This is a genomic window from Brevundimonas subvibrioides, assembly GCF_027271155.1.
GTDB lineage: Bacteria > Pseudomonadota > Alphaproteobacteria > Caulobacterales > Caulobacteraceae > Brevundimonas > Brevundimonas subvibrioides_D.
In genome coordinates, this window is record NZ_CP114542.1 from 816,600 (window position 1) to 841,261 (window position 24,662).

Annotated in this window: 26 protein-coding genes; 14 read left to right on the forward strand and 12 right to left on the reverse strand. The window is 66.7% G+C overall.

Annotated elements, in window-relative coordinates; all coding sequences use genetic code 11:
- The first annotated feature begins 20 nt into the window (after window positions 1-20).
- From coxB to O3139_RS04065, 11 genes are all read left to right on the forward strand, one after another.
- A complete protein-coding gene (coxB, locus tag O3139_RS04015; protein ID WP_269515639.1) occupies window positions 21-1,016 on the forward strand; it encodes a cytochrome c oxidase subunit II in 996 nt (331 codons plus the stop codon).
- 19 nt (window positions 1,017-1,035) lie between these two features.
- Window positions 1,036-2,712, forward strand: a complete 1,677-nt coding sequence (gene ctaD, locus O3139_RS04020; protein ID WP_269515640.1) for a cytochrome c oxidase subunit I — start codon at window positions 1,036-1,038, stop codon at window positions 2,710-2,712.
- A 66-nt stretch (window positions 2,713-2,778) separates the two neighbouring features.
- Window positions 2,779-3,750 (forward strand): heme o synthase, encoded by a 972-nt coding sequence (gene cyoE, locus O3139_RS04025; RefSeq protein ID WP_269515641.1) that lies wholly within the window; start codon window positions 2,779-2,781, stop codon window positions 3,748-3,750.
- A 3-nt stretch (window positions 3,751-3,753) separates the two neighbouring features.
- A complete protein-coding gene (locus O3139_RS04030) occupies window positions 3,754-3,930 on the forward strand; it encodes a hypothetical protein (protein ID WP_269515642.1) in 177 nt (58 codons plus the stop codon).
- Window positions 3,930-4,490, forward strand: coding sequence for a cytochrome c oxidase assembly protein (locus tag O3139_RS04035; protein WP_269515643.1), 561 nt, complete (start codon window positions 3,930-3,932; stop codon window positions 4,488-4,490). Before O3139_RS04030 ends, O3139_RS04035 begins: the two co-directional genes overlap by 1 nt.
- Window positions 4,491-4,551: 61 nt before the next feature.
- Window positions 4,552-5,421: a cytochrome c oxidase subunit 3 gene (locus O3139_RS04040; protein WP_269515645.1), complete on the forward strand. Its 870-nt coding sequence runs from the start codon at window positions 4,552-4,554 to the stop codon at window positions 5,419-5,421.
- A gap of 8 nt (window positions 5,422-5,429) precedes the next feature.
- Entirely contained in the window at window positions 5,430-5,825 is a 396-nt protein-coding gene (locus tag O3139_RS04045; protein ID WP_269515646.1) for a DUF983 domain-containing protein, read from the forward strand.
- Complete coding sequence (locus O3139_RS04050; protein ID WP_269515647.1) at window positions 5,818-6,585, forward strand: SURF1 family protein; 768 nt, start codon at window positions 5,818-5,820, stop codon at window positions 6,583-6,585. The genes O3139_RS04045 and O3139_RS04050 overlap by 8 nt, the downstream gene beginning before the upstream one ends.
- A gap of 50 nt (window positions 6,586-6,635) precedes the next feature.
- A complete protein-coding gene (locus O3139_RS04055; RefSeq protein ID WP_269515648.1) occupies window positions 6,636-7,847 on the forward strand; it encodes a M16 family metallopeptidase in 1,212 nt (403 codons plus the stop codon).
- 50 nt (window positions 7,848-7,897) lie between these two features.
- Complete coding sequence (locus O3139_RS04060; protein WP_269515649.1) at window positions 7,898-8,494, forward strand: GNAT family N-acetyltransferase; 597 nt, start codon at window positions 7,898-7,900, stop codon at window positions 8,492-8,494.
- Between the two features lie 16 nt (window positions 8,495-8,510).
- Window positions 8,511-10,178 (forward strand): putative bifunctional diguanylate cyclase/phosphodiesterase, encoded by a 1,668-nt coding sequence (locus O3139_RS04065; protein WP_269515650.1) that lies wholly within the window; start codon window positions 8,511-8,513, stop codon window positions 10,176-10,178.
- A gap of 55 nt (window positions 10,179-10,233) precedes the next feature.
- Here the strand turns inward: O3139_RS04065 and O3139_RS04070 are convergent, their stop codons facing one another.
- Window positions 10,234-10,803: a YqgE/AlgH family protein gene (locus tag O3139_RS04070; RefSeq protein WP_269515651.1), complete on the reverse strand. Its 570-nt coding sequence runs from the start codon at window positions 10,801-10,803 to the stop codon at window positions 10,234-10,236.
- A 136-nt stretch (window positions 10,804-10,939) separates the two neighbouring features.
- On the opposite strand from O3139_RS04070, the gene O3139_RS04075 reads away from it, so the two are divergent.
- A complete protein-coding gene (locus O3139_RS04075; RefSeq protein ID WP_269515654.1) occupies window positions 10,940-11,425 on the forward strand; it encodes a peroxiredoxin in 486 nt (161 codons plus the stop codon).
- Between the two features lie 10 nt (window positions 11,426-11,435).
- Here the strand turns inward: O3139_RS04075 and O3139_RS04080 are convergent, their stop codons facing one another.
- The 5 genes from O3139_RS04080 to O3139_RS04100 all read right to left on the reverse strand — a co-directional run bounded on the left by O3139_RS04080 (window position 11,436) and on the right by O3139_RS04100 (window position 16,089).
- Complete coding sequence (locus O3139_RS04080; RefSeq protein WP_269515656.1) at window positions 11,436-13,355, reverse strand: ATP-binding protein; 1,920 nt, start codon at window positions 13,353-13,355, stop codon at window positions 11,436-11,438.
- 70 nt (window positions 13,356-13,425) lie between these two features.
- Complete coding sequence (locus O3139_RS04085) at window positions 13,426-14,457, reverse strand: quinone-dependent dihydroorotate dehydrogenase (RefSeq protein WP_269515658.1); 1,032 nt, start codon at window positions 14,455-14,457, stop codon at window positions 13,426-13,428.
- Entirely contained in the window at window positions 14,454-14,804 is a 351-nt protein-coding gene (locus O3139_RS04090; RefSeq protein WP_269515660.1) for a DUF952 domain-containing protein, read from the reverse strand. The genes O3139_RS04085 and O3139_RS04090 overlap by 4 nt, the downstream gene beginning before the upstream one ends.
- Window positions 14,801-15,313: a SixA phosphatase family protein gene (locus O3139_RS04095; RefSeq protein ID WP_269515663.1), complete on the reverse strand. Its 513-nt coding sequence runs from the start codon at window positions 15,311-15,313 to the stop codon at window positions 14,801-14,803. The genes O3139_RS04090 and O3139_RS04095 overlap by 4 nt, the downstream gene beginning before the upstream one ends.
- 11 nt (window positions 15,314-15,324) lie before the next feature.
- Window positions 15,325-16,089, reverse strand: a complete 765-nt coding sequence (locus O3139_RS04100) for a class I SAM-dependent methyltransferase (RefSeq protein WP_269515665.1) — start codon at window positions 16,087-16,089, stop codon at window positions 15,325-15,327.
- Between the two features lie 47 nt (window positions 16,090-16,136).
- Here O3139_RS04100 and gloB point away from each other — a divergent pair, with 47 nt between their 5' ends.
- On the forward strand, window positions 16,137-16,865 hold the full coding sequence (gloB, locus tag O3139_RS04105) for a hydroxyacylglutathione hydrolase (RefSeq protein WP_269515666.1): 729 nt from the start codon (window positions 16,137-16,139) through the stop codon (window positions 16,863-16,865).
- On the opposite strand, the gene O3139_RS04110 is transcribed toward gloB, so the two are convergent.
- The 5 genes from O3139_RS04110 to O3139_RS04130 form a co-directional block, all read right to left on the reverse strand.
- A complete protein-coding gene (locus tag O3139_RS04110; protein ID WP_269515668.1) occupies window positions 16,862-17,653 on the reverse strand; it encodes a DUF4908 domain-containing protein in 792 nt (263 codons plus the stop codon). The two genes, gloB and O3139_RS04110, sit on opposite strands and share 4 nt — an antisense overlap.
- A gap of 49 nt (window positions 17,654-17,702) precedes the next feature.
- Window positions 17,703-18,428: an acetoacetyl-CoA reductase gene (phbB, locus tag O3139_RS04115; RefSeq protein ID WP_269515670.1), complete on the reverse strand. Its 726-nt coding sequence runs from the start codon at window positions 18,426-18,428 to the stop codon at window positions 17,703-17,705.
- 92 nt (window positions 18,429-18,520) lie between these two features.
- Complete coding sequence (locus tag O3139_RS04120) at window positions 18,521-20,497, reverse strand: alpha/beta fold hydrolase (protein ID WP_269515672.1); 1,977 nt, start codon at window positions 20,495-20,497, stop codon at window positions 18,521-18,523.
- A 62-nt stretch (window positions 20,498-20,559) separates the two neighbouring features.
- Window positions 20,560-21,630 (reverse strand): NAD(P)-dependent alcohol dehydrogenase, encoded by a 1,071-nt coding sequence (locus O3139_RS04125; RefSeq protein WP_269515674.1) that lies wholly within the window; start codon window positions 21,628-21,630, stop codon window positions 20,560-20,562.
- A gap of 58 nt (window positions 21,631-21,688) precedes the next feature.
- Complete coding sequence (locus O3139_RS04130; protein WP_269515676.1) at window positions 21,689-22,438, reverse strand: DUF72 domain-containing protein; 750 nt, start codon at window positions 22,436-22,438, stop codon at window positions 21,689-21,691.
- A 130-nt stretch (window positions 22,439-22,568) separates the two neighbouring features.
- On the opposite strand from O3139_RS04130, the gene O3139_RS04135 reads away from it, so the two are divergent.
- Window positions 22,569-23,273, forward strand: a complete 705-nt coding sequence (locus O3139_RS04135; protein ID WP_269515678.1) for a hypothetical protein — start codon at window positions 22,569-22,571, stop codon at window positions 23,271-23,273.
- 3 nt (window positions 23,274-23,276) lie between these two features.
- Here O3139_RS04135 and O3139_RS04140 read toward each other — a convergent pair whose 3' ends face one another.
- On the reverse strand, window positions 23,277-24,638 hold the full coding sequence (locus tag O3139_RS04140) for a glutamate--cysteine ligase (protein ID WP_269515680.1): 1,362 nt from the start codon (window positions 24,636-24,638) through the stop codon (window positions 23,277-23,279).
- Window positions 24,639-24,662: the final 24 nt, after the last annotated feature.

Here is a 24,662-nt window from a genome sequence, read left to right on the forward strand (position 1 = left end):
TGTATAAGAGGAACTCTCGCATGGGACTGGGCACGCGAGCCCTGAGCAAGACCGGACACCTTCTGGGTGCCGCTTCGCTCGCCGTCTTCTTCGCCACCCCGACGTGGGCGCAGGACCTGATGGGCCAGCCGACTCCGCGCGGCATCGACCTGCAGCCGGCCGCCTCGCCGCTGAAGCACGAGGCGATCTTCTTCCACGATGTGATCCTGATGCCGATCATCGTCGGCATCTGCGTTCTGGTGCTGGGCCTGCTGGCCTGGATCGTCTTCCGCTATAACGAGAAGTCCAACCCGGTTCCGGCCAAGTGGAGCCACAACACGGTCGTCGAGATCGTCTGGACGGTCCTGCCGGTGATGATCCTGGTCGGTATCTCGCTGTTCTCGTTCCGCCTGCTGTTCGCCTATCACGACACGCCGCCGGTCGACCTGACCATCAAGGCGACGGGCAACCAGTGGAACTGGGCCTATGAATATCCCGACCAGGGCGTGCCGGAATATATTTCCAACATGCTGCCCGAGGACGAAGCGAAGGCGCGGGGCGTGCCCTATCGCCTGGCCGCCGACGAGCCGATCGTCGTGCCGGTCGGCAAGACCGTCCGCGTGCTGGTGACCGGTGCCGACGTGATCCACGCCTTCGCCCTGCCGGCCTTCGGCCTGAAGACCGACGCCGTCCCCGGCCGGGTCAACGAGACCTGGTTCAAGGCCGAGCGCACCGGCGTCTTCTATGGCCAGTGTTCGGAGCTGTGCGGCGTCGACCACGCCTTCATGCCGATCCAGATCAATGTCGTGACCGAGGCCGAGTTCGCGGCCTGGGTCGCCTCCAAGGGTGGTTCGATGACGGCCGCCGCCGACGCCGCCGCCACGGCCGCTGCTGCGACCGCCGCCGCCGCGGCTCCGGTGGCTGCCGCCGCCGGCGACGCCGCGACCCCGGCCGTCGCCGAGGCTCCGACCCCCGCCGCCCCCACGACCGCTTCCGCGACGACGGCTCCTGCCGCCGCCGCACCGGCCGCCCAGTAAACGCGAGCCCGAGACAGACATGGCCACCGACATCACCATCGACGACATCGCTCCGGGTCACGACGCCCATGCCGAGCACGACCACAAGCCGGGCTTCTTCACCCGCTGGTTCCTGTCGACCAACCACAAGGACATCGGCACCCTGTACCTGCTGTTCGCCATCATGGCGGGCATCGTGGGCGGGGCCCTGTCGGGCCTGATCCGCTGGGAACTGGCCGAGCCGGGCATCCAGATCTTCACCGAGGGGTCGGGCGTCGCCCTGATGGGCCTCGTGGAGCAGTCCAAGCACGGCTACAATGTCGTGGTCACCGCCCACGCCCTGATCATGATCTTCTTCATGGTCATGCCCGCCATGATCGGCGGGTTCGGCAACTGGTTCGTGCCGATCATGATCGGTGCGCCGGACATGGCCTTCCCGCGCATGAACAACATCTCGTTCTGGCTGCTGGTCGCCGCCTGGATCCTGCTGTGCCTGTCGATGTTCGTCGACGGCGGACCGGGACGCGGCTTCGGCGGTGGCTGGACCATTTATCCGCCGCTGTCGACCGTCGGCCACCAGGGTCCGGCCATGGACCTGGCGATCTTCTCGCTGCACGTCGCGGGCGCCTCGTCGATCCTGGGCGCGGTCAACTTCATCACCACCATCTTCAACATGCGCGCGCCGGGCATGACCCTGCACCGGATGCCGCTGTTCGCCTGGTCGGTGCTGGTCACCGCCTTCCTGCTGCTGCTGAGCCTGCCCGTCCTGGCCGGCGCCATCACCATGCTGCTGGCCGATCGCAACTTCGGCACCGCCTTCTTCGATCCGGCCGGTGGCGGCGATCCCGTGATGTTCCAGCACCTGTTCTGGTTCTTCGGTCACCCCGAGGTCTACATCCTGATCCTGCCGGGCTTCGGCATCATCAGCCACATCGTCTCGACCTTCTCCAAGAAGCCGGTGTTCGGCTACCTGGCGATGGCCTACGCCATGGTCGCCATCGGCTTCGTTGGCTTCATCGTGTGGGCCCACCACATGTACACGGTCGGCATGAGCGTGAACCTGCGCGCCTATTTCATCGCCGCGACCATGATCATCGCGGTGCCGACGGGCGTGAAGATCTTCAGCTGGATCGCCACGATGTGGGGCGGTTCGGTCAGCTTCAAGACCCCCATGCTGTGGGCCATCGGCTTCATCTTCCTGTTCACCGTCGGCGGCGTGACCGGCGTGGTCCTGTCCAACGCGGGCATCGATTACAGCCTGCACGACACCTATTACGTCGTGGCCCACTTCCACTATGTGCTGTCGCTGGGCGCCGTGTTCGCGATCTTCGCCGGCTTCTACTACTGGTTCGAGAAGATGTTCGGCGTGAAGTACAACGAGTTCCTGGGGTGCCTGCACTTCTGGATCATGTTCGTCGGCGTGAACATCGTCTTCTTCCCGCAGCACTTCCTGGGTCTGCAGGGCATGCCGCGCCGCTATGTCGACTATCCCGACGCCTACGCCTTCTGGAACGCGGTTTCGTCCTGGGGCTATGCGATCACGGCCGTCGGTGTGCTGGTGTTCCTGGTCATGCTGGCCGAGGCGGCGATCCGTCGTCGCAAGGGTGTCGCCAACCCCTGGGGTGAAGGCGCCACGACCCTGGAGTGGACCCTGTCCTCGCCTCCGCCCCACCACCAGTTCAACGAACTGCCGGTGGTGAAGGCCGACAGCCACTAAACCCGTCCCGTTCGTGTTAGGACGAGGGCCGTCTCCCGACCGGGGGGCGGCCCTCTCACATTTCAGATGACCCAGACCCCCGTGACCGTCACCCCCACCGTCTCGACGACCCAGCCGGAAGACTATTTCCAGCTGCTGAAGCCGCGCGTGATGTCGCTGGTGGTGTTCACCGCCCTGACCGGGCTGGTCGTGGCCCCGGGGTCGGTGAATCCGTTCGTCGGCGCCATCGCGGTGCTGTGCATCGCCATCGGCGCCGGTGCGGCGGGGGCCTTCAACATGGCGCTGGAGGGCGAAACCGACGCCCTGATGCGGCGCACGCGCGGCCGGCCCGTCGCGGCGGGTCGGCTGAAGAAGAACGACGCCATGGCCTTTGGCGTGGTACTGTCGATCTTTTCCGTGATGCTGCTGGGCATGAACACCAACTGGTTCGCAGCCGGCCTGCTGCTGATGACCATCGTCTATTACGCCGTCTTCTACACCCTGATGCTGAAGCGCCGGACGCCCCAGAACATCGTCATCGGCGGCGCGGCGGGCGCCTTTCCGCCGGTCATCGGCTGGGCGGCGGCGACGGGCTCGGCCCCGTGGCAGGCGTGGCTGCTGTTCCTGATCATCTTCCTGTGGACGCCGCCGCACAGCTGGGCGCTGGCGCTCTATTCGACCGGCGACTACGCCAAGGCCGGCATTCCGATGATGCCGGTGGCGCGCGGCGCAAAGTCCACGCGTCTGCAGATCCTGCTCTACAGCCTGCTGCTGGTCCCCGTCGCGATCGCGCCCGGTTTCACGGGCATGGGCGGCCCTGTCTATCTGGCCGTGTCGATCGGCGGCGGCGTGCTGTTCCTGGTCCTGGCCGTCCGCATCTGGCGCTCGCGCGCGGGCGATTCGCCGGACAAGGCCGAGGCCGTGGGGCGAGAGGCCGCATTGTATGATGTGCGCGCGGAGGCCAAACCGGCACGCAATCTTTTCGCCTTCTCGATCCTTTATCTGATGGCCCTGTTCGCGGCCCTTCTGGTCGAGAGCTTCGGCCTTACCGGGATCTGATCCATGCCCACCTATCTGACGTCTGAACAACTCGCCGCCCGGAACCGCCGCAGCCTGTGGATCGCCCTGGGACTGGCCGCCTTCGTCGTGTTGATCTTCTCGACCACCTTCCTGCGCATGCAGCGGAACCTGGCCGAGCGCACGGCCCAGCAGCAGGCCGTGGCGGAACGGTCGCGCTGATGCGGCTCAAGCTGAAATCGGCCAATGCCATCGCCCTGGTCTGCGGGGCCCTGGTGCTCACCATGACGGGGGCGGCCTTCGCGGCGGTGCCGCTGTACAAGATGTTTTGCCAGGTCACAGGCTTCGACGGGACGGTCCGTCGGGCCGAGGCGGCACCGACCGAGGTTCTGGACCGGATGGTGACGGTCCGTTTCGATACCAATGTCCGCCACCTGCCGATGACCTTCCGCGCCGAGCAGGTGACCCAGAAGGTCCGCATCGGCGAGACGGGCCTGGCCTATTTCGACGTGACCAACACCTCGGACCAGCCGATCCTGGCGCGCGCAGCCTACAACGTCGTGCCCGAGACGACGGGGGCCTATTTCCAGAAGCTCCAGTGTTTCTGCTTCGACGACCAGACGATCGCCGCGGGCGAGACCCGCAAATTCCCCGTCCAGTATTTTGTCGCGCCCGAACTGGCCACCGACGCCGAGACCCGGGGCGTGCAGGAAATCACGCTGAGCTACACCTTCTATCCCGTCTCCGATGACGAAAAGCCCGCCACCACTGGCGCGGGCTGACTGCCAACGCTATAGCCCTCGACACCTTCCCGATCTCGACGATTCAGAGCCCGTAAGACGCATGGCCCACGCTCCTCACCACGACTACCACCTGGTCGATCCCAGTCCCTGGCCGCTGATCGCCTCGATCGCCACGACCATCATGATGGTCGGGGCCGTGGCCTGGATGAAGGGCGTGCTCGGCATCCCCGAGGGCAATTCCGTGCTGTTCTTCGCCGGTCTGGCCGGGGTGCTCTATGCCGCCTTCGGCTGGTGGGCCGACGTCATCAAGGAAAGCCGGCGTGGCGACCATACCCCGGTCGTGTCGATCGGCCTGCGCTACGGCATGACACTGTTCATCGCGTCGGAAGTCATGTTCTTCGCGGCCTTCTTCTGGATGTTCTTCGAGATGGCCGTGTTCAACGAGGCGCGGGCCCACATCCCGGAAATCGGCAACTGGGCCGACACCGCCGCCGCCTGGTCGACGTGGCCGCCCAAGGGAGTGGAGACGCTGGATCCGTGGCAGCTGCCGCTGCTGAACACCGTCATCCTGCTGCTCAGCGGCACGACGGTGACCTGGGCACACCATGCGCTGCAGATCGGCGACCGCAAGGGTGCGCGCCTGGGCTTGATCATCACTGTGGCGCTGGGCGTTTTCTTCACCCTGGTGCAAGCCTACGAATACCACCACATCCTGCACTCCCAGGAGTTCTTCAACGCCGAGGCGGGGAACTCCAAGCTGTATGGCAACATCTTCTTCATGGCGACGGGCTTCCACGGCTTCCACGTCCTGATGGGCACCATCTTCCTCGCGGTTTGCCTGGGACGGCTGCTGGCTGGCCAGCTGACGCCGGAGAAGCATTTCGGCTTTGAGGCGGCGGCCTGGTACTGGCATTTCGTGGACGTGGTCTGGCTGTTCCTGTTCGCCTTCGTCTACGTCATCTTCGGCTAAGGCCGGGATTGACCGAAGGCCCCGTTAAACCCGATGCGACCCGGCCGGCGCGGATCCATGCGATCCGCGCCGGTCTGCTTTGCCGGTGCCCGAACTGCGGCAAGGGCAGGCTGTTTTCCGGCTTCCTGAAGGTGGTCGACACCTGCGCTGTCTGCGGCTTCGACTTCACCCGGCTGAACACGGGCGACGGGGCCGCGATCTTCGTCATGCAGATCGCCGGCGGGATCGTGGTATTTACCGCCCTGTTCGTGGAGATCGCCTGGTCGCCCCCGATGTGGGTCCATCTGGTGATCTTCCTGCCGCTGGTTCTGATCCTGTCGCTGGGGCTGATGCGACCGGGCAAGGGAGCCATGATCGCCCTGCAGATGCGCAACAGGGCCGGACAGGCAGGGCGCGATGACTGACACGACATCCAGCGCGCCGCGTTTCCCGATCCTGCTGACGGCCTTCATCGCCGTCTGCGTGATCATCCTCTGCGCCCTCGGCACATGGCAGGTCCAGCGCCTGAAGTGGAAGGAGGGCCTGATCGACCGGGCGGAGGCTGCCGCCCTTCTTGCACCCGCGCCGCTGGCCGAGGTCCTGACAGCGATCGACCCGGAATTCCGCAAGGCGCTGGTGGTCTGTCGCGGCCTGCCGACCGCCGCCTTCGTCGAGTTGCAATCCATCCATGACGGAGAGCCGGGCCGTCGTCTGGTTTCGGCCTGCGTGCCCGAGGGTATGGCCCAGACCTTCCTGATCGATCGCGGCTTCCTGCCCGATGCGGTGATCGAGCGGCCGCGCGTGATGGCCTCGACCCTGCCGCTGGCCATGGTGGTCGAGCTGCGTCGCACGCCCCCTCCGGGCCCGATGGTGCCTGCGCCGTCGCAGGGGAGATTCTTCGGCCGGGATAATGCGGCGATGGCGACGGCGCTCGGCGCCCCGCCGCCGTCCGAATTCACCCTCTATGCGCTCAACTCGCCCAATCCGGAGATTCCGGCCCTGATCGCCACGGCCCCGCCGGCCGCCTTCTCGAACAACCACCTCGGCTATGCGCTGACCTGGTTCGGTCTGGCGCTGGCCCTGATCGGTTTCTATGTGGCGGTGCTCGTCCGCCGATCCGGAACCACGCCTTCAATCACCGCCGCACCGCCTGCGGAGCGACAGGGCAAAGGACCCATTTCCTGACCGCCACGATCCATACCCTGTCAAACGGCGTCCGCGTGGTCTGCGACCCCATGCCGGGCCTGCGCACCCTGGCCCTGACCGTCGCCGTGCGCGGCGGCACCCGGTGGGAGAGCGAGAGCCGGTCCGGCTGGTCGCACCTGCTGGAACACCTCGTCTTCAAGGGCGCGGGCGAGATGGGCGCGCGCGAGATCGTCGAGCGGATCGAGGCCGAGGGCGGTTCGATCAACGCCGCTACCGGTTATGAGCGGACCAGTTTCGAAATCCGCGCGCTGGACGGGTCGCTGGGTCTGGCCATGCAGGTCCTGTCGGACCTGGTCTTTCGTCCCACGCTCGATCCGGCCGAGATCGAACGCGAGAAGGACGTCGTGGCCCAGGAGATCGCCGAGGCGTTCGACACGCCCGACGACCACGTCTTCGAGATGGCCCAGACCCGGTCCTTTGCCGGCCAGCCCCTGGGCCGACCGATCCTGGGGTCCGTGGACAGCCTGAAACCCGTCGATCGCGCCTCGATCGAGGCCTGGCGCGCGCGGCTGTATTCGCCGGACCGGATGGTGGTCGCGGTGTCCGGTGCGGTGGACGAGACCGAACTTCTGGCTCTGGCCGAGCGCTGGTTCGGCGATGCGGTGGCCATGCCTGCCGATGCGCCGGAGCCGGCCGTTTTCACCGGGGGGGTGGCGACGCTGAGCCGAAAGATCGAGCAGGCCAATCTGGTGTTCCAGCTGCCGGCTATCCCGGTCCACGATCCGGCCATGCCCGCCATGCGGCTGTTCAGCGAGATCCTCGGCGGCGGCATGGCCTCGCGCCTGTTCCAGAGCGCCCGGGAGGACCGTGGGCTGGCCTATGCCATCGACGCCTATCACGAGCCCTATGATGACACCGGCGTTCTGGGAATCTACGCCGGGGCGGCGGCCGACCGCTCGGTCGAACTGGCCCGGGTCTGCGCCGACGAGGTGCGCGATCTGACCGACAAGGGGCCGACGGATGCAGAGCTGTCGCGTGCCAAGGCGGTCCTGCGAGGCGGTGTGTGGATGTCGGACGAGAGTCCGGCCAGCCGCGCCGGGCGCAACGCCGCCCAGACCCTGATGTTCGGACGGCCTGTCGCATCGGACGATACCGTGGCGCGGCTGCAGGCCGTGTCGGGCGACGACCTGAAGGCGGTCGGCGCGCGGGTGCTGGCATCGGGGCGGGCGTCCACGGCGGTTCTGGGGCCGAAGGCGGCGGCAGGCGCGGGCAGGGCGTTCGTGGAGCGGGTGGCAGGATAGCGTCCCGGTCCCTCTGGGAGAGAGAGGCCTGATGCGCTATCGTCGGTCTCATGGCCCTGCTGGACTGGATGACGGATGCAACCGGTCCCGTGGTGGAGGGCCAGGGGGTGCTGCTGCGGCCGCCCCGGGCGGGCGACTATGCGGCCTGGTCCGCCCTGCGCGAACAGTCGCGCGATTATCTTCAGCCTTGGGAGCCGTCCTGGCCCGACGATGACCTGACCCGGGCCGCCTATCGACGGCGGCTGGGGGTCTATGCGCGGGAGATGGAGCTGGGACACGCCTGGCCCTTCTTCGTATTCGATCCATCAGGGCGCACGCTGCTGGGTGCGATCACCCTGTCGAACGTACGGCGCGGCGTGGCAGAGACAGGCACCTTGGGCTACTGGATCGGTCAACCGTTCGCGGGACAGGGGATTGCCACGACGGCGGTGCGGACCATGACGCGCTTCGCCTTCCAGTCGGCGCGCCTGCACCGGCTGGAGGCGTCGTGCCTGCCGAGCAACCTGGCGTCGCGCCGGGTGCTGGAAAAAGCGGGCTTTGTGAAGGAAGGCGAGGCCAGAGCTTATCTCAAAATTAACGGGGTGTGGGCAGACCATGTGCTGTTCGGCCTCGTGTGCGACGATCCCGTGGTGCGAAGCCACCGCTGAAGGAAACCATGACCTCGTGACCGGGCGATCCCGATTTCAGACCTGGGACGCGACCACGGCGATCGAGGCGCTTGCCGCCGCCGATTCCGTCCTGTGGATATGGACGCCGGCCGAAGATTCGCTTCGGTTCACCGGCGCGACACGATCGCTGGGTCTGGGCCTCCTGGCCCCGGAGTGCTCGGGCGCCGCCTTCATCGCCCTGTCGTTGCCCCAGGACCGGGCATTGGCCGAACGGATCCTGAAGCCCGCCGAGGAAGGAACCGAAGTCGCAGTGCGACTGCGCATGCGGGGGGCCGAGACCTGTCTGTGGCGCGGCGTCTGGCTGGAGGACGGCCTTCGTGCCGCCGGTATGGTGGCCATGGAGACGAGGATCTCCGGCTCGGACAAGGATTCCCTGACCGGCCTGCTGGACCGTCGAACCTTCCTGAACCGCGCGGCAGAGGCACTGACGGCACCGGGCGAATACGACATGGTCGTCGCCGACGTCGACCGGCTTCGCCGTCTGAACGAGGCGCTCGGCCACGAACGGACGGACATGGTGATTTCGGCGCTGGGGTCGCGGATGTCGGCCGCCTTCTCTCACGACGCCTCGCCCGCCCGCATCGGAGAGGACGAGTTCGCGGTCCTGCTGCCGCGCGGGATCGGCAATGCCGCAGACCGCCTGCGCGCGGCCCTGGAGCAGCCCCTGCGGGTCGCCGGGTTCGATATCTATCCGACCGTCTCGATCGGCTCGGTCACCTGCGAAGGTGGGCCGGACGCGCCCGATGCCGCCGAGTTGCTGCGCCGGGTCGAGCTGGCCGTCGGTTCGGCCAAGAAGGTCGGACGCGGCGGGGCCGCCGTCTATGGCCGGGCGCTGGAAAGCGACAGCCTGTCCCGACTGGCGCTGGAGGCGGATCTGAGGAACGCCTTCGTGCGCGGCGAGATCGAGCCCTTCTTCCAGCCGATCGTGAACCTGAACACCGGGGCCGTGGCCGGGTTCGAGGCCCTGGCCCGCTGGCGTCACCCCAAGCGCGGTCTGGTGCCGCCCGACGAGTTTCTGGGCCTGACCGCCGAGATGGGCCTGATGAACGACCTCGGCCTGATGATGATGACCCAGTCGGCACGACAGCTGGCCGACTGGCTGCAACGCCACCCCACGGCCGGAAAGCTGTTCTGTTCGGTGAACCTGTCGGTCGGCGAGATCGAGCGGCCGAACCTGGTCGATGACGTGGCCCGCGTCATCAGGGAGACCGGCCTGCCGCGCGGTGCGCTGAAGCTGGAGGTCACCGAAGGCGACATCATGCGCGATACGGCATCGGCCGCCAGCATTCTGCAGAAACTGAAGGACGTCGGGGCCTCGCTGGCGCTGGACGACTTTGGAACCGGATTCTCTTCGCTCAGCTATCTGGCGCGCCTGCCGTTCGATACGCTGAAGATCGACCGCTATTTCGTGCTGACGATGAACAAGGACGAGGGCTCGGCCAAGATCGTCAAGTCGATCGTGAGCCTGGGCCGCGACCTGTCGCTGGAAGTGGTCGCCGAAGGGGTCGAGAATGCCACCCTGGCCAAGCTGCTGCTCGACGACCAGTGCCACTATGGCCAGGGATTCGGCTATGCCCCCGCCCTGCCCGCGCAGGAGGCGGAGGTCTATCTGAACGAAAGCCTGTCCGATGGTGCCGCGCCCCTGAAGGCCCGCTCGGCCTGAAGACTGATCGGCCGAGGTGGGATCGCTTCGCGATTCCGCCGATGCCGATCAGGCTCTATGCCCGTCCGCTCTGGCTGGACAGCCGGGCGGCATCGACGCCGATCCCGGCGAGGGCCCTGGCCCATTTCGTATCGAAGTCGGTGTCGAACAGCAGGTCCATGTCTGCATCGGCCGTCAGCCAGACGTTGTCGGCCAGCTCCTCTTCCAGCTGACCGTCGCCCCAGCCCGCATAGCCCAGCAGAAGCACCGAACGCCGCGGGCCGATCAGTGGATCGGTCATGGCGCCAAGGGCCTCGCGCGTGGCGGTCAGGGACAGACCCTCCACGATCGGTGAGGAGCTGTCCTCGACCGTCCAGTCGTCGGTGTGCAGCACGAAGCCCCGTTCGCGCTCTACCGGGCCACCCACCAGAACGGGCGTCGATGCGGTGCGATCGGGGGCGGCGACGTCCAGCCGGTTCAGCACGCTCTTCAACGTCACGCCGGAAGCGGGCCGGTCGATCCGCAGGCCCATGGCGTGATCCGGACCGTGGGCGCAGACCAGGATCACGGCGTGCTCGAACCGGGAATCGCCGATTCCGGGCATGGCCACCAGCAGGCGTCCGGCGAGAGATTGGAAACCGATCATGAGGGGATGATCGGGTGCGGAAGGCCCGGGCGCAAGCGGGGTGGATCACGATGTCGCTTGGCGGGGCGGCCCGGTCGCCCTAGAGGACGGCATCGGTGCCCCGTGCGCCATCCGTCCTCTTCTCCGGAGCCAGCCCATGACGATCCAGATCGGCGAACGCATCCCCCACGCTGTCCTGATGACCCCGACCGCCGACGGTCCCCGCCCGGTTCAGACTGAGGCCTTTTTCGAGGGCAAGACGATCGCCCTGTTCGCTGTGCCGGGAGCCTTCACCCCGACCTGTTCGGCCCGCCACCTGCCGGGCTTTGTCGACAACAAGTCGGCCCTGGCGGACAAGGGTGTCGATGCCATCGCCTGCCTGTCGGTCAACGACGCCTTCGTGATGAAGGCCTGGGCGGAGAGCCAGAGCCTGACCGAGGACGACGTCATCATGCTGGCCGACGGGTCGGGCGATTTCACGCGGACGCTGGGCCTGACACTGGACGCGCGCGGCTTCGGCATGGGCGAGCGCTCGCAACGCTATTCGATGCTGGTCAGGGATGGTGTCGTCGAGCAGCTGAACATCGAGCAGGGCGGCGAGTTCAAGGTTTCGTCGGCCGAGCACCTGCTCGCGCAGCTCTGATCCGGGGGCGCTACGCCGCGACGACGGTCTCGGCAGCGGCCGGGGCCGTCTCGTCCTGAGCCCCTGACAGGACCTGGTTCAATGCGCCCAGCAGGGAGGCGGGGGTCAGGGGCTTGGAGACGAAATAGGTCATGCCCGCGGCCATGCAGGCGGCGATGTCGTCCGGCGCGGTGTCGGCGGTGACGGCGATGACGGGGACGTCGGCATTGATGCCTCCGCCAGCGCGCAGCCGACGCGTGGCCTCGCGTCCATCCAGTTCCGGCATCCGCACGTCCATGAAGATGACGTCGAAGGCGGTGGTCTCGCACTGGGCCAGGGCCAGCAGGCCATCTGCGGCCGTCGCAATGTCGCATCCCAGCGGGGTCAGGATCAGCTCGACAGCCCGACGGTTGATGTCGTGGTCATCGACCACAAGGACACGCAGGGGCCGTTCGCCCTCGTCTGGCTCGACGACCTCCTCGACCGGATCTTCGGGGGCCGGAGCGATTTCGACCGGCGCATCCTCAACGATCCGCGCGGCCTGGGTGTCTGCCATGCGTGAGGTCAGACTGCGGACGATGTCGCCACGGCTGTCGTCGCTCAGGGTCTTGGGTGCGATCGCTCCGGCATCGCCCTTGGGAAGCAGAATCGACAGGGTGAAGGCGGCGCCCTGGCCAGGTCGGCTGCGCGCCGTCAGCCGACCGCCCATCAAATGGGCAAGATCACGGCTGATCGACAGGCCCAGGCCCGAGCCGCCGTGGCGCGCACTGACGCCCTCCTCGGTCTGGTCGAAGGGGGTGAACAGACGGTCCAGCTGATCCGTCGTCATGCCGGGGCCAGTGTCGGCCACCTCGATCAGCACGGCATAGCTGGCGGGCTCTTCGGTCCAGACCTTCAGGTTCAGGGTGACCGAGCCTTCGGTCGTGAACTTCATGGCGTTGGAGATCAGATTGTTCAGGATCTGGCGAAGCCGCATGGGGTCGCCCCGAACGGCTGCGGGAACGCTGGAGGCTCCCTCGACGCGGAGGGCCAGCCCCCGGGCGCGGGCCTCTCCCTGCCAGAACATCACGGTCTGGGCGATCACGCTGCGCAGGTTGAAATCGACCGTCTCGACCGTCATGCGGCCCGCGCCCAGCTTGGCGTGGTCCAGCAGGTCGTCGAGCAAGGCCTTCATCATGAAGCCGGCATCGGTGATCAGGGCGGCCTGCGACCTGGCGGCCCCGTCCACGGCCCCGCGTTCCAGCTCGGCTGCGCCCGACACGATTGCGCCGATCGGCGTGCGCAGGTCGTGGCCGACGGCGGCCAGGAAGGCGGCGCGGCCGGTCATGGCGGTTTCCGCCTCGGCCCGGCGTCGATCGGCGTCCAGGCGCGCGGCGCTTTCGGCCTGGGCAGCGCGGTCCATGCTCTTCCAGGTCGAAAGGCAGAAGGTGCCGAACACACCATAGGCGACGCAGACGGCGGTCAGGAAGGACGGCGATGCGCCATACCAGGACATCCAGAATGGCGTGGCGAACATGTAAAGGAAGTGCGGTATGATCGTCACCGCAAAAACGCCGCGCGATCCCGGTGAGTTGATCGTGCCGTAGATGGCACCCGAGGCGCACAGGATGGCCGCGCAGACACCGCCCATCGGTCCGGCCGTCATCCACAGCGGGATCGACAGGCTGCCGAACGCCGCCGAATTGGAAAACAGCAGAACCCAGCCGGCCGCGTTGCGCAGCGGACCCATTCGCTCGGATTTGCCGCTTGTGATGGGCGCGAAGACCAGCATCTCGAGCAACTGGATCAGGAAGTATCCGGTGACCCACAGCGTGCTGAACTTCCAGCCGAACATCGGGCTGAAGATCATGGCGGTCGCGGCGCCCATGCCCAGGCGCTGCAATATCGCGCGGCGACGGCTGCGGATCGCGGGGGCCCAGCTGTGCGACGTGTCCGTGCTGGCCTCCGACATTCTTGCCCCTGCAAACCGGCGGGGCTGGTCCCGCATTCGCAGACTATGTCAGGTCTGGCCTAACGCTCCGTCAACGCGGCCGGCCGATCGCCTCGGCGATGGTCGAAAAGCCCTCGGCTCGAAGTCTGGCGGCGAGGTCTCGCTTGATCCGGCCGACCAGACCGGGCCCCTCATAGATCAGGGCCGAATAGATCTGGATCGCCGTTGCCCCGGCCCGAATGCGGTCCCAGGCGTCCTTGCCCGAAGCGATTCCGCCCACACCGATCAAGGGAATCCGGCCGCCGGCGGCGGCGGCGGCGTCACGCAGCGCGGTCAGGGCGCGCGCCTTCAGGGGTTCGCCGGACAGGCCACCCGCTTCGGCGCGATCCGGCGCGCGGAGGCTTTCGGGCCGGTCCAGCGTGGTGTTGGACACGATCAGGGCATCGATGCGGTGGGCCAGGGCGGCCTCCACGATCATGGTGATTTCGTCGGCCGTCAGATCGGGCGCGATCTTCAGAAAGACGGGGGCGGGCGTCGAGCGCGCCTCTGCGACGCGACCCAGCAGGTCGTCCAGTGCGTCGCGGCCCTGCAGGGCGCGAAGGCCCGGCGTATTCGGAGAGGAGATGTTGACGGTGAAATAGTCGGACAGTCCGCCGAGCCTGCGCAAGCCGGTGACATAGTCGGCGGCGCGATCTTCGGTGTCCTTGTTGGCCCCCAGATTGGCCCCCACGATCGTCGCAGGCGGTCGGCGACGCAGATGGGCGGCGAAGGCGTCAAGGCCGTCATTGTTGAATCCCATCCGGTTGATGATCGCCCGGTCCTCGGTCAGGCGAAACAGGCGCGGCCGGGGATTGCCGGGCTGGGCCAGCGGCGTGACCGAGCCGCATTCCACAAAGCCGAAGCCGAGACGGGACAGGCCGGCCAGAGCCTCGGCATTCTTGTCCAGGCCAGCCGCCAGACCGACCGGATTGGGCAGGTCCAGCCCGGCGATGCGGGTCGCCAGGATGGGGTCGTCGGGGGCCGCGGCGGGGACCGGCGCATGCTTCAGGGCCCGGATGGCCAGTCCGTGCGCCGTTTCGGGGTCCAGCAGACGAAGCGCGGCCGCGCCGAAATCGCGGATCACGCCGCGCCATCCTCGAAGACGAAACCGCCGTCCGCCGATATGGAACAGGGCCGGGCGCGCGTCACCGCCCGGGTCGGAAGCGGGCCGTGGATATGCGGAAACAGCGCCCCGCCCCGTGACGGCTCCCACAGGACGGTGTCGCCCAGCGCCGTCAGATCGACGCTGAGCAGCATCAGACCGGCTCGTCCGGCATAGTGTTTCCCGGCCGTGCCGGGCAGCTGTTCGGCGGTGGACAGGTGGATGAACCCATCGGCGATGTCGACGTCCGAGCCGTCGTAGACTCCCTCGGCGAGGGCATTTCGCCATTCGGCGGCGTCGATGATCTTGAAGGCGATCGGATCGTTCACTCGTCCGCTCCGCCACCGAAAGCCTTGGGCGTCAGGAATCCATCGTAGGCGCAGCGACCGGCGACATCGACCTCGAAGACGGCGGCGGCTCCCGTCGGGAACCCCCCGGCCATCCGGTCCAGAATGGAAGGCGAGGCGGCGCTTTCCGTCAGATACTCCAGCGCCAGGGTGTGGACGCCCGGATTGTGGGCCATGACCAGCAGGCAGCCCGCCTGTTCCTCCGCGTCCTGGACCAGCTGGCGGATCGTATGGGTGGACGCATCGTAGAGGCGCGGTTCGATCCGCACCTCCACGTCGCCCATGGCCTCGTGAACCGCATCCCAGCTCTGGCGCGTGCGCACGGCCGGAGACACGAGGGCCAGGTCGGGTCTCAGCCCCTTGTCGGCCAAAACACGGCCCATCAGGATCCCGTCGTCGAGCCCGCGGGGCGTCAGGGCCCGGTCGCGATCGAGACCCGAGACGGCGGTGCGTTCGGTCTTGGCATGACGCATCAGGATCAGGCGGTGCATGGCTGAGCCGATTAAAGCGGTTCGCGTTCCGCATCCAGCCCGGTTGCGTTTGGCGTGCGTGCGGCAGGCTGGGGCTGCAGGCCGCGCGCCTCGGCCCGGACGCGCTGGGCCACGCCCGTGGGGCGGACGTGGGCATAGGCCTGGCGCGTGGCCTCCAGCAGGATGACACCCGCAAAGCCCGGGGCGATCCGGCGACCGACCTGCTCGAACCCGTCGGCCAGTCCGAGCAGCGGTGGCCACGGCGGGACATACAGGGTCTGGGACCAGGCCGTGGGCTCCAGCCCCGCCGCGCGCACCAGCCGCTCCAGCTGGCCTCGCGTGAAAGGCCGGCCATGACCGAAGGGCGTCGCCTCGGCCCGCGCCCACAGACCGCCCCGGGCGGCGGCGGCCAGGATGATCCGACCGGCGGGTGCCAGGGCGCGCACCGCCTCGGTCAGCAGCTGTGTCGGATCGTCCGCCTCTTCCAGGGCATGGACCAGCAGCACACGGTCGAACGATCCGGCGGCGAACGGCAGTCGCCGGTCGTCGACCAGAAGGGTGCGGTTGCGACCGGCGGCGGGCCACAGCTCGACCCCCTGGCCGGAGGGCATGGCGGCGATCACACGACGCGCGCCGACGAAGGCATCCAGCCAGGGCGTGGCATAGCCTATGCCCAGCACATCGCACCCGTTGGCCTCGCCCCACGCATCGTCCAGGCGTCTGGCCAGCAGGCGCCGGACCAGCGCCCCGGTGGGTTCGCCGTAGAAGGTTCGCAGGTCTTCGATGGCGCGGCGCATGGCGAGGACTATATGGCCATCAGGCCCCGCGATCCAAGGACGACCCCATGCCCCTGACCGTTCATCTGTTTCCGGCGCGCACAGACAACTACGCCTTTGTGGCACGGGACGAGGCGACGGGGACGGTCGCTGCGATCGACACGCCGGACGCCCAGGTGATCCTCGACGGGATCGCGTCGCTGGGATGGGGTCGGCTGGACCGGATCATCAACACCCACTGGCACCCCGATCACACCGAGGGCAACGCCCGGCTTCAGGCCGAGACTGGCTGTGACATCTGGGGTCCGGAAGAGGTTCGCAAGGTCGCTCTCCTGGATCGGGTGATCGAGGAGGGCGATCTGGTCACGATCGGCCAGACCCGCCTGCATGTCACGGCCACCCCAGGCCATACGCTGGGCCACGTCGTCTTGCGCTCGGTGGAGGACGGCATCGCCTTCACCGGCGACACCCTGTTCCCGCTGGGCTGCGGGCGGTTGTTCGAGGGGACGCCGGAACAGATGTGGGACAGCCTGGGCCGCCTGCTGGCCTGGCCCGATGAGACGGTCCTGTATGGTGCCCACGAATACACGGCTGCCAATGCGCGCTTCACCCTGAGTGTGGACGATCGTCCCGAAGTCGCGGCCCATGCGGCATCGATCTTTGCGGCGCGCGAGCGGGGCGAGCCGACCGTGCCGACGACCATGGCGGTGGAGCGGGCCTTCAACCCCTTCCTGACGGCGGGAGACGCGGCCGAATTCGCGCGGCGGCGGGCGGCGAAGGACGGCTTTGCGGGCTAGCCGGCTGAAACGGCTCGGATGATGCGGGCTGAAGACGGGCGTCCGGCCAAGCCCTGATTACCAACGAAAAGTATGATCAGGACGCCGTTGGAGAAAGAGACGGACGCACGATCGCTTTCCTCGATCTGGATGCGGCGCACCTGAGCCACCTGGTTCCGAACGGTCGCCGAGCGGGACATGCGCAGCACGGCCTCGGTGACCACGCTGATGGTTTCGGCGACGACGGGCTCCGATCCCGGGCGGTCCAGTTCGATGTTGACGGCAACCAAATGACCCAGGGCCGCGCTCATCCGGCCGCTCTGCTGTATCGAGAAGGTGATCAGCTGCGTGGGCGTGATCTGGGGCAGGCTGAGCGGAGCGGCTGGTCCGGCCACCGAGGCAGGTGAACCGTTGGGCGCGCGGGTTGTATAGAGGGTGACCCCACCTCCGGGCGTTACCCGTAGAATCTGGGCCCCTGCGTCATTGCGATAGATGACGTCGCCGCGCGGAGCGGGCGAGGTCCGAAGGACCCATGTCTCTGCCCTGCGCTCGAAGCGGAACAGGGGCCGCGAGCCCGAGCCGTCGAAGATGAAGGACTCACCGCTCTCGGAAATGTATCGGCCCGATGGCGGCAGACCGGCCACCGAAGGTCGGATGCCGAGGGTTCGACTCTGTTCCGCCTGTGCGTTGCCACGCACCTGCGCCACCGCGCTGCTCGACTCAAAAAGGGTCGCTACGACGCCGATGGCGACCGCCATCGCCGACGCGATCGGCTTTCCTGCCGTCTCGACCCGGACCCTGAACTTCATGGCCGGATCGTTGCGCCGGGTGCGCGGCGGATTTTGGGCAGTCCGTCGGTCAGCCGACCAGGTATTGGCCGCCGTTCAGCGACAGGGTGCAGCCTGTGACATATCCGGCACGGTCGCCCGACAGCCAGGACACCATGTCGGCGATCTCTTCGCCCTTGCCCAGACGGCCCACGGGGATCTGGGCGATGATGGAATCGAGCACCTTCTGGTCCATCGCGCCCACCATTTCGGTGTCGATATAGCCGGGCGCGATACAGTTGACGGTCACGCCTTTGCGAGCGTTTTCAAGGGCGAGAGCCTTGGTGAAGCCGATCATTCCGGCCTTGGCGGCGGAATAGTTGGTCTGGCCGATCTGGCCTTTCTGGCCGTTGATCGAGGAGATGTTGACGATGCGGCCAAAGCCCCGGTCGCGCATGCCGTTGATGACCTGGCGTGTCATGTTGAACACGCTGTCCATGTTGACGCGGATCACGTCGGACCACTGGTCGGCGCTCATCTTGTGGAAGAAGCCATCGCGGGTGATGCCGGCGTTGTTGATCAGCACGTCGATGGGACCCAGCTCGGCCTCCACGTCGGCGACAGCGCGGGCGCAGTCGTCATAGGAGCCGACGTTGCCCTTCACCACCATGACGCCCAGCTCGCGGGCCGTGGCCTCGGCCGCCTCGGCATTGCCGGAATAGCCGCAGGCGACGGCCATGCCGTCTTCCTTCAGGCGCTGCGCGATTGCCTTGCCGATGCCACGGGTTCCACCCGTGACCAGTGCCACTCGTGCCATGTGCGTGTCCTTGCCCTTTTGGTGCCGTATCTCATGCACGGCTGCTGCTGATCTCTCATAGCGCGCCCCGTCCGTTACGGAAACGGGTGAGATCAGTCAGGTCGCCCGGGCAACGGACCCAGATAGCTGGCAAGGAATGCCTCAAGCGAAGCCAGAAGCAGCGTCCGATCGGGCTGGCGACTCATGGAATGGTCGGCACCGATGATCGACAGGACGCTCATATCAACGCCTTCCGCCAGCATCGCCTGATACATTTCATAGCCTTGGGCAGGCGGTACGACATCGTCCCCGGTTCCATAGGCCATGAATACCGGGGTGGCGATGTCGCTCACGCGGTTCAACGGGGAGGCTCGAGCGTTTCGGGCCCGATCATTCCAGCCGATGCCGAACATTCGTGCCATCTCGTCACGACCGCCACGGAATCGACGACTGTAGTCAATGATATGCGGAATGCTGGTCACGGGCGCGATCGCGCCCACGCACCGGTACTGATCCGCGTATTCCACCGCCGACATCAGCGCGAGGTAACCGCCGAAGGACCAGCCGACCACACAGACACGGTCAGGATCGGCGAGACCCTGGTCCACCAGCCAGCGGGTTCCGGCCGATACATCGCCAAGAACAGCCCCGGCCCACTGCTGATCGCCAGCGCGCCGGAAGCTTTCCCCATAGCCGCTTGAGCCGCGATAGTTGGGTTGAAGGACGCCATATCCGAGCGATGCGAGAAACTGCGCCAGAAAGTCGAATTCCGCACTGTCACGCGCACTGGGTCCGCCGTGTGGCAGGACCACGAAGGGAATTCGTTGTGCGTCTTCCCGGGCCATGCCCGGCGGGAGTGTCAGATAGGCCGGGATCGAGACCCCGTCGGGGGCCGTATAGGACACCGAGGCGGTCGCGCCGACGGGCCGTTCGTCCAGCGCTGGCGAGATGCGCCACAGCGGCGTGACCGTATCGGTCTGCAGATCAATCAGGACGCTGCCGGACGATCGACCTCCGTCTCCTGTGATCACGATCAGGCGACGGCCATCCGGCGTTCGTGATGCGACGGTCAGTTCTTCCGACCCCGTCAGATTCTTCAGCCGGTCGTGAAGCGCCTGGGCGTTGTCGTTCAGCCAGGTAACCCGTCGGTCGTCGTCGATCCAGACGACTCCGTCCACTCCGGTTCCGTCTGCAGACCGGATCACCGCGTCGGCATCGTATCGGTCCGATTTGAAAAGTGTCTCCACAAAGCCGCCCACGGCGAGGTCGTAGACATAGATGCCCAGAGGCCCTGGCTCGTGGTTGGATGCCACGACCAGCCGATCTGCCGAACCGTCAAATCCCAGCGGTCGGAATGTCGAGCCCGCCCCGAGTATTGTTACGGCGGTCGGGACGGTGGTTTCAGTCGCGCGAAAAATCTGCGGAGCGCCCTCCTTGTCGCCGATCCCGATGAAAACGCGATCTCGGGGCTCAAACAACCAGCTCTGGATGTTCCGGCCACCACTCAGGACGGTCGTCAGGCGACCGTTGCGAAGGTCCGCGCGCTGAACAGCCGGCTCTTCCGGGGTCACCCAGTTGAAAGCGATCAGGATGCCGTCGGGATCGTCCGGCGACATGTCTATCAACCGGTCCTGGAAAGCGGGGTAGCCGTCCGGCGGCCGATGTCTCTGGGCCAGTCGGACCGGATGGCTCAATCCTGGATCGAACACGGACAACCGGGTCTCGAAAAGCAGGAAGCCGAAGCGGGACATCGGCTGACTGGTGCTGACCAGAAGCCGACTATCGGATTTCCAGACCAACCAGTTCGCTATGTTGTAGCGGCTTAAGGTGTAGATCGCTGTCGGCGCAGAAAGATCGCCTACGGCCCAAACCTCGAGCCGATATCGGTCGTCGTGCTGAGCGATTCGGGCGATCCGGCTGCCGTCGGGGGACAGTGCAATATCGTGAAAGGCCGGTGCCGCACCAAAGGCGCTCGCCTGAGCCGATACCGCAGGATTGGGCGGGGCAATGCCTCGATCCTGTACGGCCTCTGCAACCGATGGGGCGGCCAGGCCGAGGAAAAGTGCGAGCGCACACAAAAATCGCAACACAGCCAGCCCCCCACCGGTTCGTCGCTTCGATTTCTAGTTGCCCTCCCGGGAATTGAGAAGTCTCAGTCGACTTCACCTAACCGGCTCATATCAATGACGAAGCGGTAGCGGACGTCGGATTTCTCCAGCCGGGCATAGGCTTCATTGATCTGCGACGGTGCGATGACCTCGATGTCGGAGGCCAGGCCGTGTTCGGCGCAGAAGTCGAGCATCTCCTGGGTCTCGCGGATGCCGCCGATCAGGGATCCTGCGACCGAGCGGCGACGCCACAGAAGCGGCAGGGCGAAGACCGGCATGGCCTCCGTCGTCAGGCCCAGCATGACCATGGTGCCGTCGTGGGCCAGCAGTTGCAGGTGCCCGGCGATCTCGTGCGTGGCCGAGACGGTGTTGATGATGAGGTCGAACTTCTCGGCCGCCGCCTTCATCGCGGCCTTGTCGGAGTTGATGAGGAAATGCTTCGCCCCCATCCGCTCGGCGTCGGCCTTCTTGCGATCCGAGGTCGACAGCACGGTGACCTCGGCCCCCATAGCGGCCGCCTGCTTGACGGCCATGTGACCGAGGCCGCCCAGGCCGATCACGGCGACCTTCGATCCTGCCTTGATGCCCCAGTGCTTCAGTGGCGAATAGGTGGTGATCCCGGCGCACAGCAGAGGGGCCGCGGCATCCAGCGGGATGGAGTCCGGGATGGTGACGACGAAGGCCTGATCCACGACGATCTTGTCCGAGTATCCGCCCTGGGTGATCTTTTCGCCGGACTGGTCGGCGTGCTTGTCGGGCGCGCCATAGGTGCCGGTCATGCCGGGCACGCAGTACTGTTCGTCGCCGGCCTTGCACGGCCCGCAGACCCGGCAACTGTCGACCATGCAGCCGACTCCGACCCGGTCGCCGACCTTGAACCGCGTCACATTCGCGCCGACGACCGTGACGATCCCCGCGATCTCGTGGCCCGGGACGATCGGATAGACGGTGTTGCCCAGGTCGTTCTTCACGATGTGCAGGTCCGAGTGGCAGATGCCCGCGAACCTGATGTCGATGGCGACATCGTCCGCCCCCGGATCGCGGCGCGTGAAGGTATAGGGGGTCAGCGGCGCAGTGGATGTGGTCGCGGCGAAGGCGCGGGTGGCGATGGGCATGGGGAGGCTCCTTGGGGGCTTCGCCTAGGTGATGTCTGGCCAGCGCGACCGCAACGGTTCAGCCCAGCTTTTTGATCAGGGCCTGCGCCGCCGCCGGGTTGCGCACCTTCGCCCCGGCGATGAAATAGGCGAAGACATCGCCGCGCTTGGCCCAGCCGCGGGTCTGGTCGACGATCCCGTCCAGTTCGGCCGACGTCATGCCGGTCGGTTCGTCCTCACGGCTCGACATCAGCCGGGCATAGGTAAAGTCGGCGGTCGGCTGGTCGATCCGGGGCCATTCGGGGGCCTCGTCATCGACGGCATAGACGATGGCCACCCCGTATTTCGCGGCCAGATCATGGAACTGCGGCGTGTCGAAGCTCGGGTTTCGCACCTCCAGCGCATGCCGCAGCCGCACACCGTCCTGCTCTTTCGGCAGAAGCTTCAGAAAGCCCTCGAAATCGACCGGATCGAACTTCTTGGTGCCCATGAACTGCCAGTTGATGGGGCCGAGCCTGTCGCCCAGGGCGGTCATCCCCTGGCCCAGGAACCGCTCCATCGACTCGCCCATGTCGGACAGGACCTTGCGGTTGGTGCAGTAGCGGCTGGCCTTGACCGAGAAGACGAAGCCGTCCGGCGTCTCGTCGCGCCACTTCATCCAGCTGTCGGGCTTGAAGGTCGAATAGTAGGTGCCGTTGATCTCGATGGAGGTCAGGGCGCGCGACGCGAACGCCAGCTCCTTCTTCTGGCTCAGCTTGTCCGGATAGAAGACACCGCGCCATGGCTCATAGGTCCAGCCGCCGATGCCGATATGGATGGGGTGGGTCATCAAAGTGCTCCTTCGCGCCGACTGTTCGCCGTGACCACGTCGGGGGGCAAGAGGCAAGATCGCGGCAGTGGACGCCTGCAGAAATCGCCGGTAGGTGAATATCTCCAAGAAGTTGACCCGGGAGATCGTTATGCTGCTTCGCCTGTTTGCCGTAACCGCAGCCTTCGGTCTGGCCCTCGGCACGCCGGCCAGCGCGGCCAGCCAGGCCGCCGATCCGCTGGAAACCCAGACCCGGGCGATCATCGCGCGTTTCGATACGGCGCTGCGGGCCTGTGGCGTGACACCGCCCTATGTTCCCGGTGTCGTGGTCGATTCCACGCCCAGCCTGGTGTCCTTCTATACGGACGACCGGTCGGTCCACCAGTCGCGCTGGGCCGAGATGCCTGCGGAACTGCAAGGTATGATGGGGGGCTGGGCGGCAGCCGGGACCCTGGGCCTTACGCCCGAAGGCCAGTTCGCCGAGATTTTCAACAGCCTGCTGGTCCCCCATGAGCTGGGGCATTTCGTGGCGTCCATCGACGGTCGGCTGGAGCGCGAGGATTCCTGGACCAACGAGGTGCTGGCCAATCGTATCGCCATCGCCTTCTGGGCCGAGGATACGGAGGCCAGCGCGCCGATCGCGGATCGGGTCGAGAACTTCAACGTCTTCCTGGGCCAGCTTCCCAGCCCGGTGCCGGCGGGCGAGGATCCCCACGCCTATTTCGAGAGCAACTACCAGGCGCTGTCGAACGACGCCGCCGCCTATGGCTGGTACCAGGGGGCCTTCATGCGCACGGCCTGGGCCGAGCACGAGGGCGTCAGCTTCTGCGATCTGGTGAAGCCCGACGCGGGCTGATCCTCAGTAGGCGAAGTCGCGGTACATCCGGCTGACATCGCCCTGCCATTCGCCGTGATAGAGGTCCAGCAGGCGTTCGGCCGGGGTCACGCCGGTGTCGGCGATGTCTTCCAGTTCCGACAGATAGCCGCGCTCGTCGACCATGCCGCCGCTGAAGCGGGCGCGGTTCTTCAGGCCCTGGCGGGCGATGGCGACCATGTCGACGGCGATGTCGCGGACGGACCGCCCTGCCACCTCCGCCCGCAGGCCCAGGCGGGTCACGTCGCGGCGCAGGCGTTCATGGTCCTCGATGTCCCAGTGCTTGCACAGGTCCCAGGCGGCGGCGAGCGACGGGGCGTCGTAGAAGATACCGGTCCACAGCGCGGGCAGGGCGCAGATCCGGCTCCAGGGGCCGCCGTCCGATCCGCGCATCTCGAGATACTGTTTCAGGCGGACCTCGGGGAACAGGGTCGTCAGGTGATCGGCCCAGTCCTTCAGCGTCGGGCGTTCGCCGGGCAGGGCGGGGAGCCTGCCGTCCATGAAGTCCCGGAACGACTGGCCGGAGGCATCGATGTAGCGCTCGCCGCGTTTGGCGAAATACATCGGCACGTCCAGCGCATAGTTGGCATAGGTCTCGAAACCGAAGCCATCGGCGAACACGAAGTTCAGCATGCCGGTGCGGTCGGGATCGGTGTCGGTCCAGACGTTGGCGCGCGCCGACAGGAAGCCGTTCGGCCGACCCTCCGTGAACGGACTGCAGGCGAACAGGGCCGTGCCGATCGGCTGGAGCGCCAGACTGGTGCGGAACTTGGCCACCATGTCGGCCTCTGAATCGAAATCGAGGTTGGCCTGGATGGTGCAGGTGCGCAGCATCATGTCGAGGCCGAGGTTGCCCTTCTTGGGCATATAGGCCCGCATGATGTCGTAGCGGCCCTTGGGCATCACGGGCACGTCTTCGCGCCGCCACATCGGGTCGAACCCGGCACCGAGAAAGCCCAGGTTCAGCTCGTCGGCGACCATCTTCACCTCCATCAGGTGCTGGCCGGTCTCGGAGCAGATGTCGTGGATGGTCTCTAGCGGTGCGCCGCTGAGCTCGAACTGGCCACCGGGCTCCAGGCTGATGGAGGCCGCGTAGCCGTTGGCGTTCCGGCGTTCCAGGGCGATGACATGGCCGGCCTCCTCGACCGGCGACCAGCCGAAGCGCTGCAGGCCGCTCAGCATGGCCAGGATGCCGTTCGGGCCATCGTAGGTCGGGCGACGCAGGGTCGATTTGTCGAAACCGAACTTCTCGTGCTCGGCCCCCACGCGCCATTCCGATTTGGGCTTGATGCCCCTGGTCATCACGCCGACCAGGTCGTCGAAGGTGATCGGATCGGTGACGGTCATGCTGGGAGGCCTTGGTCGGTGTCG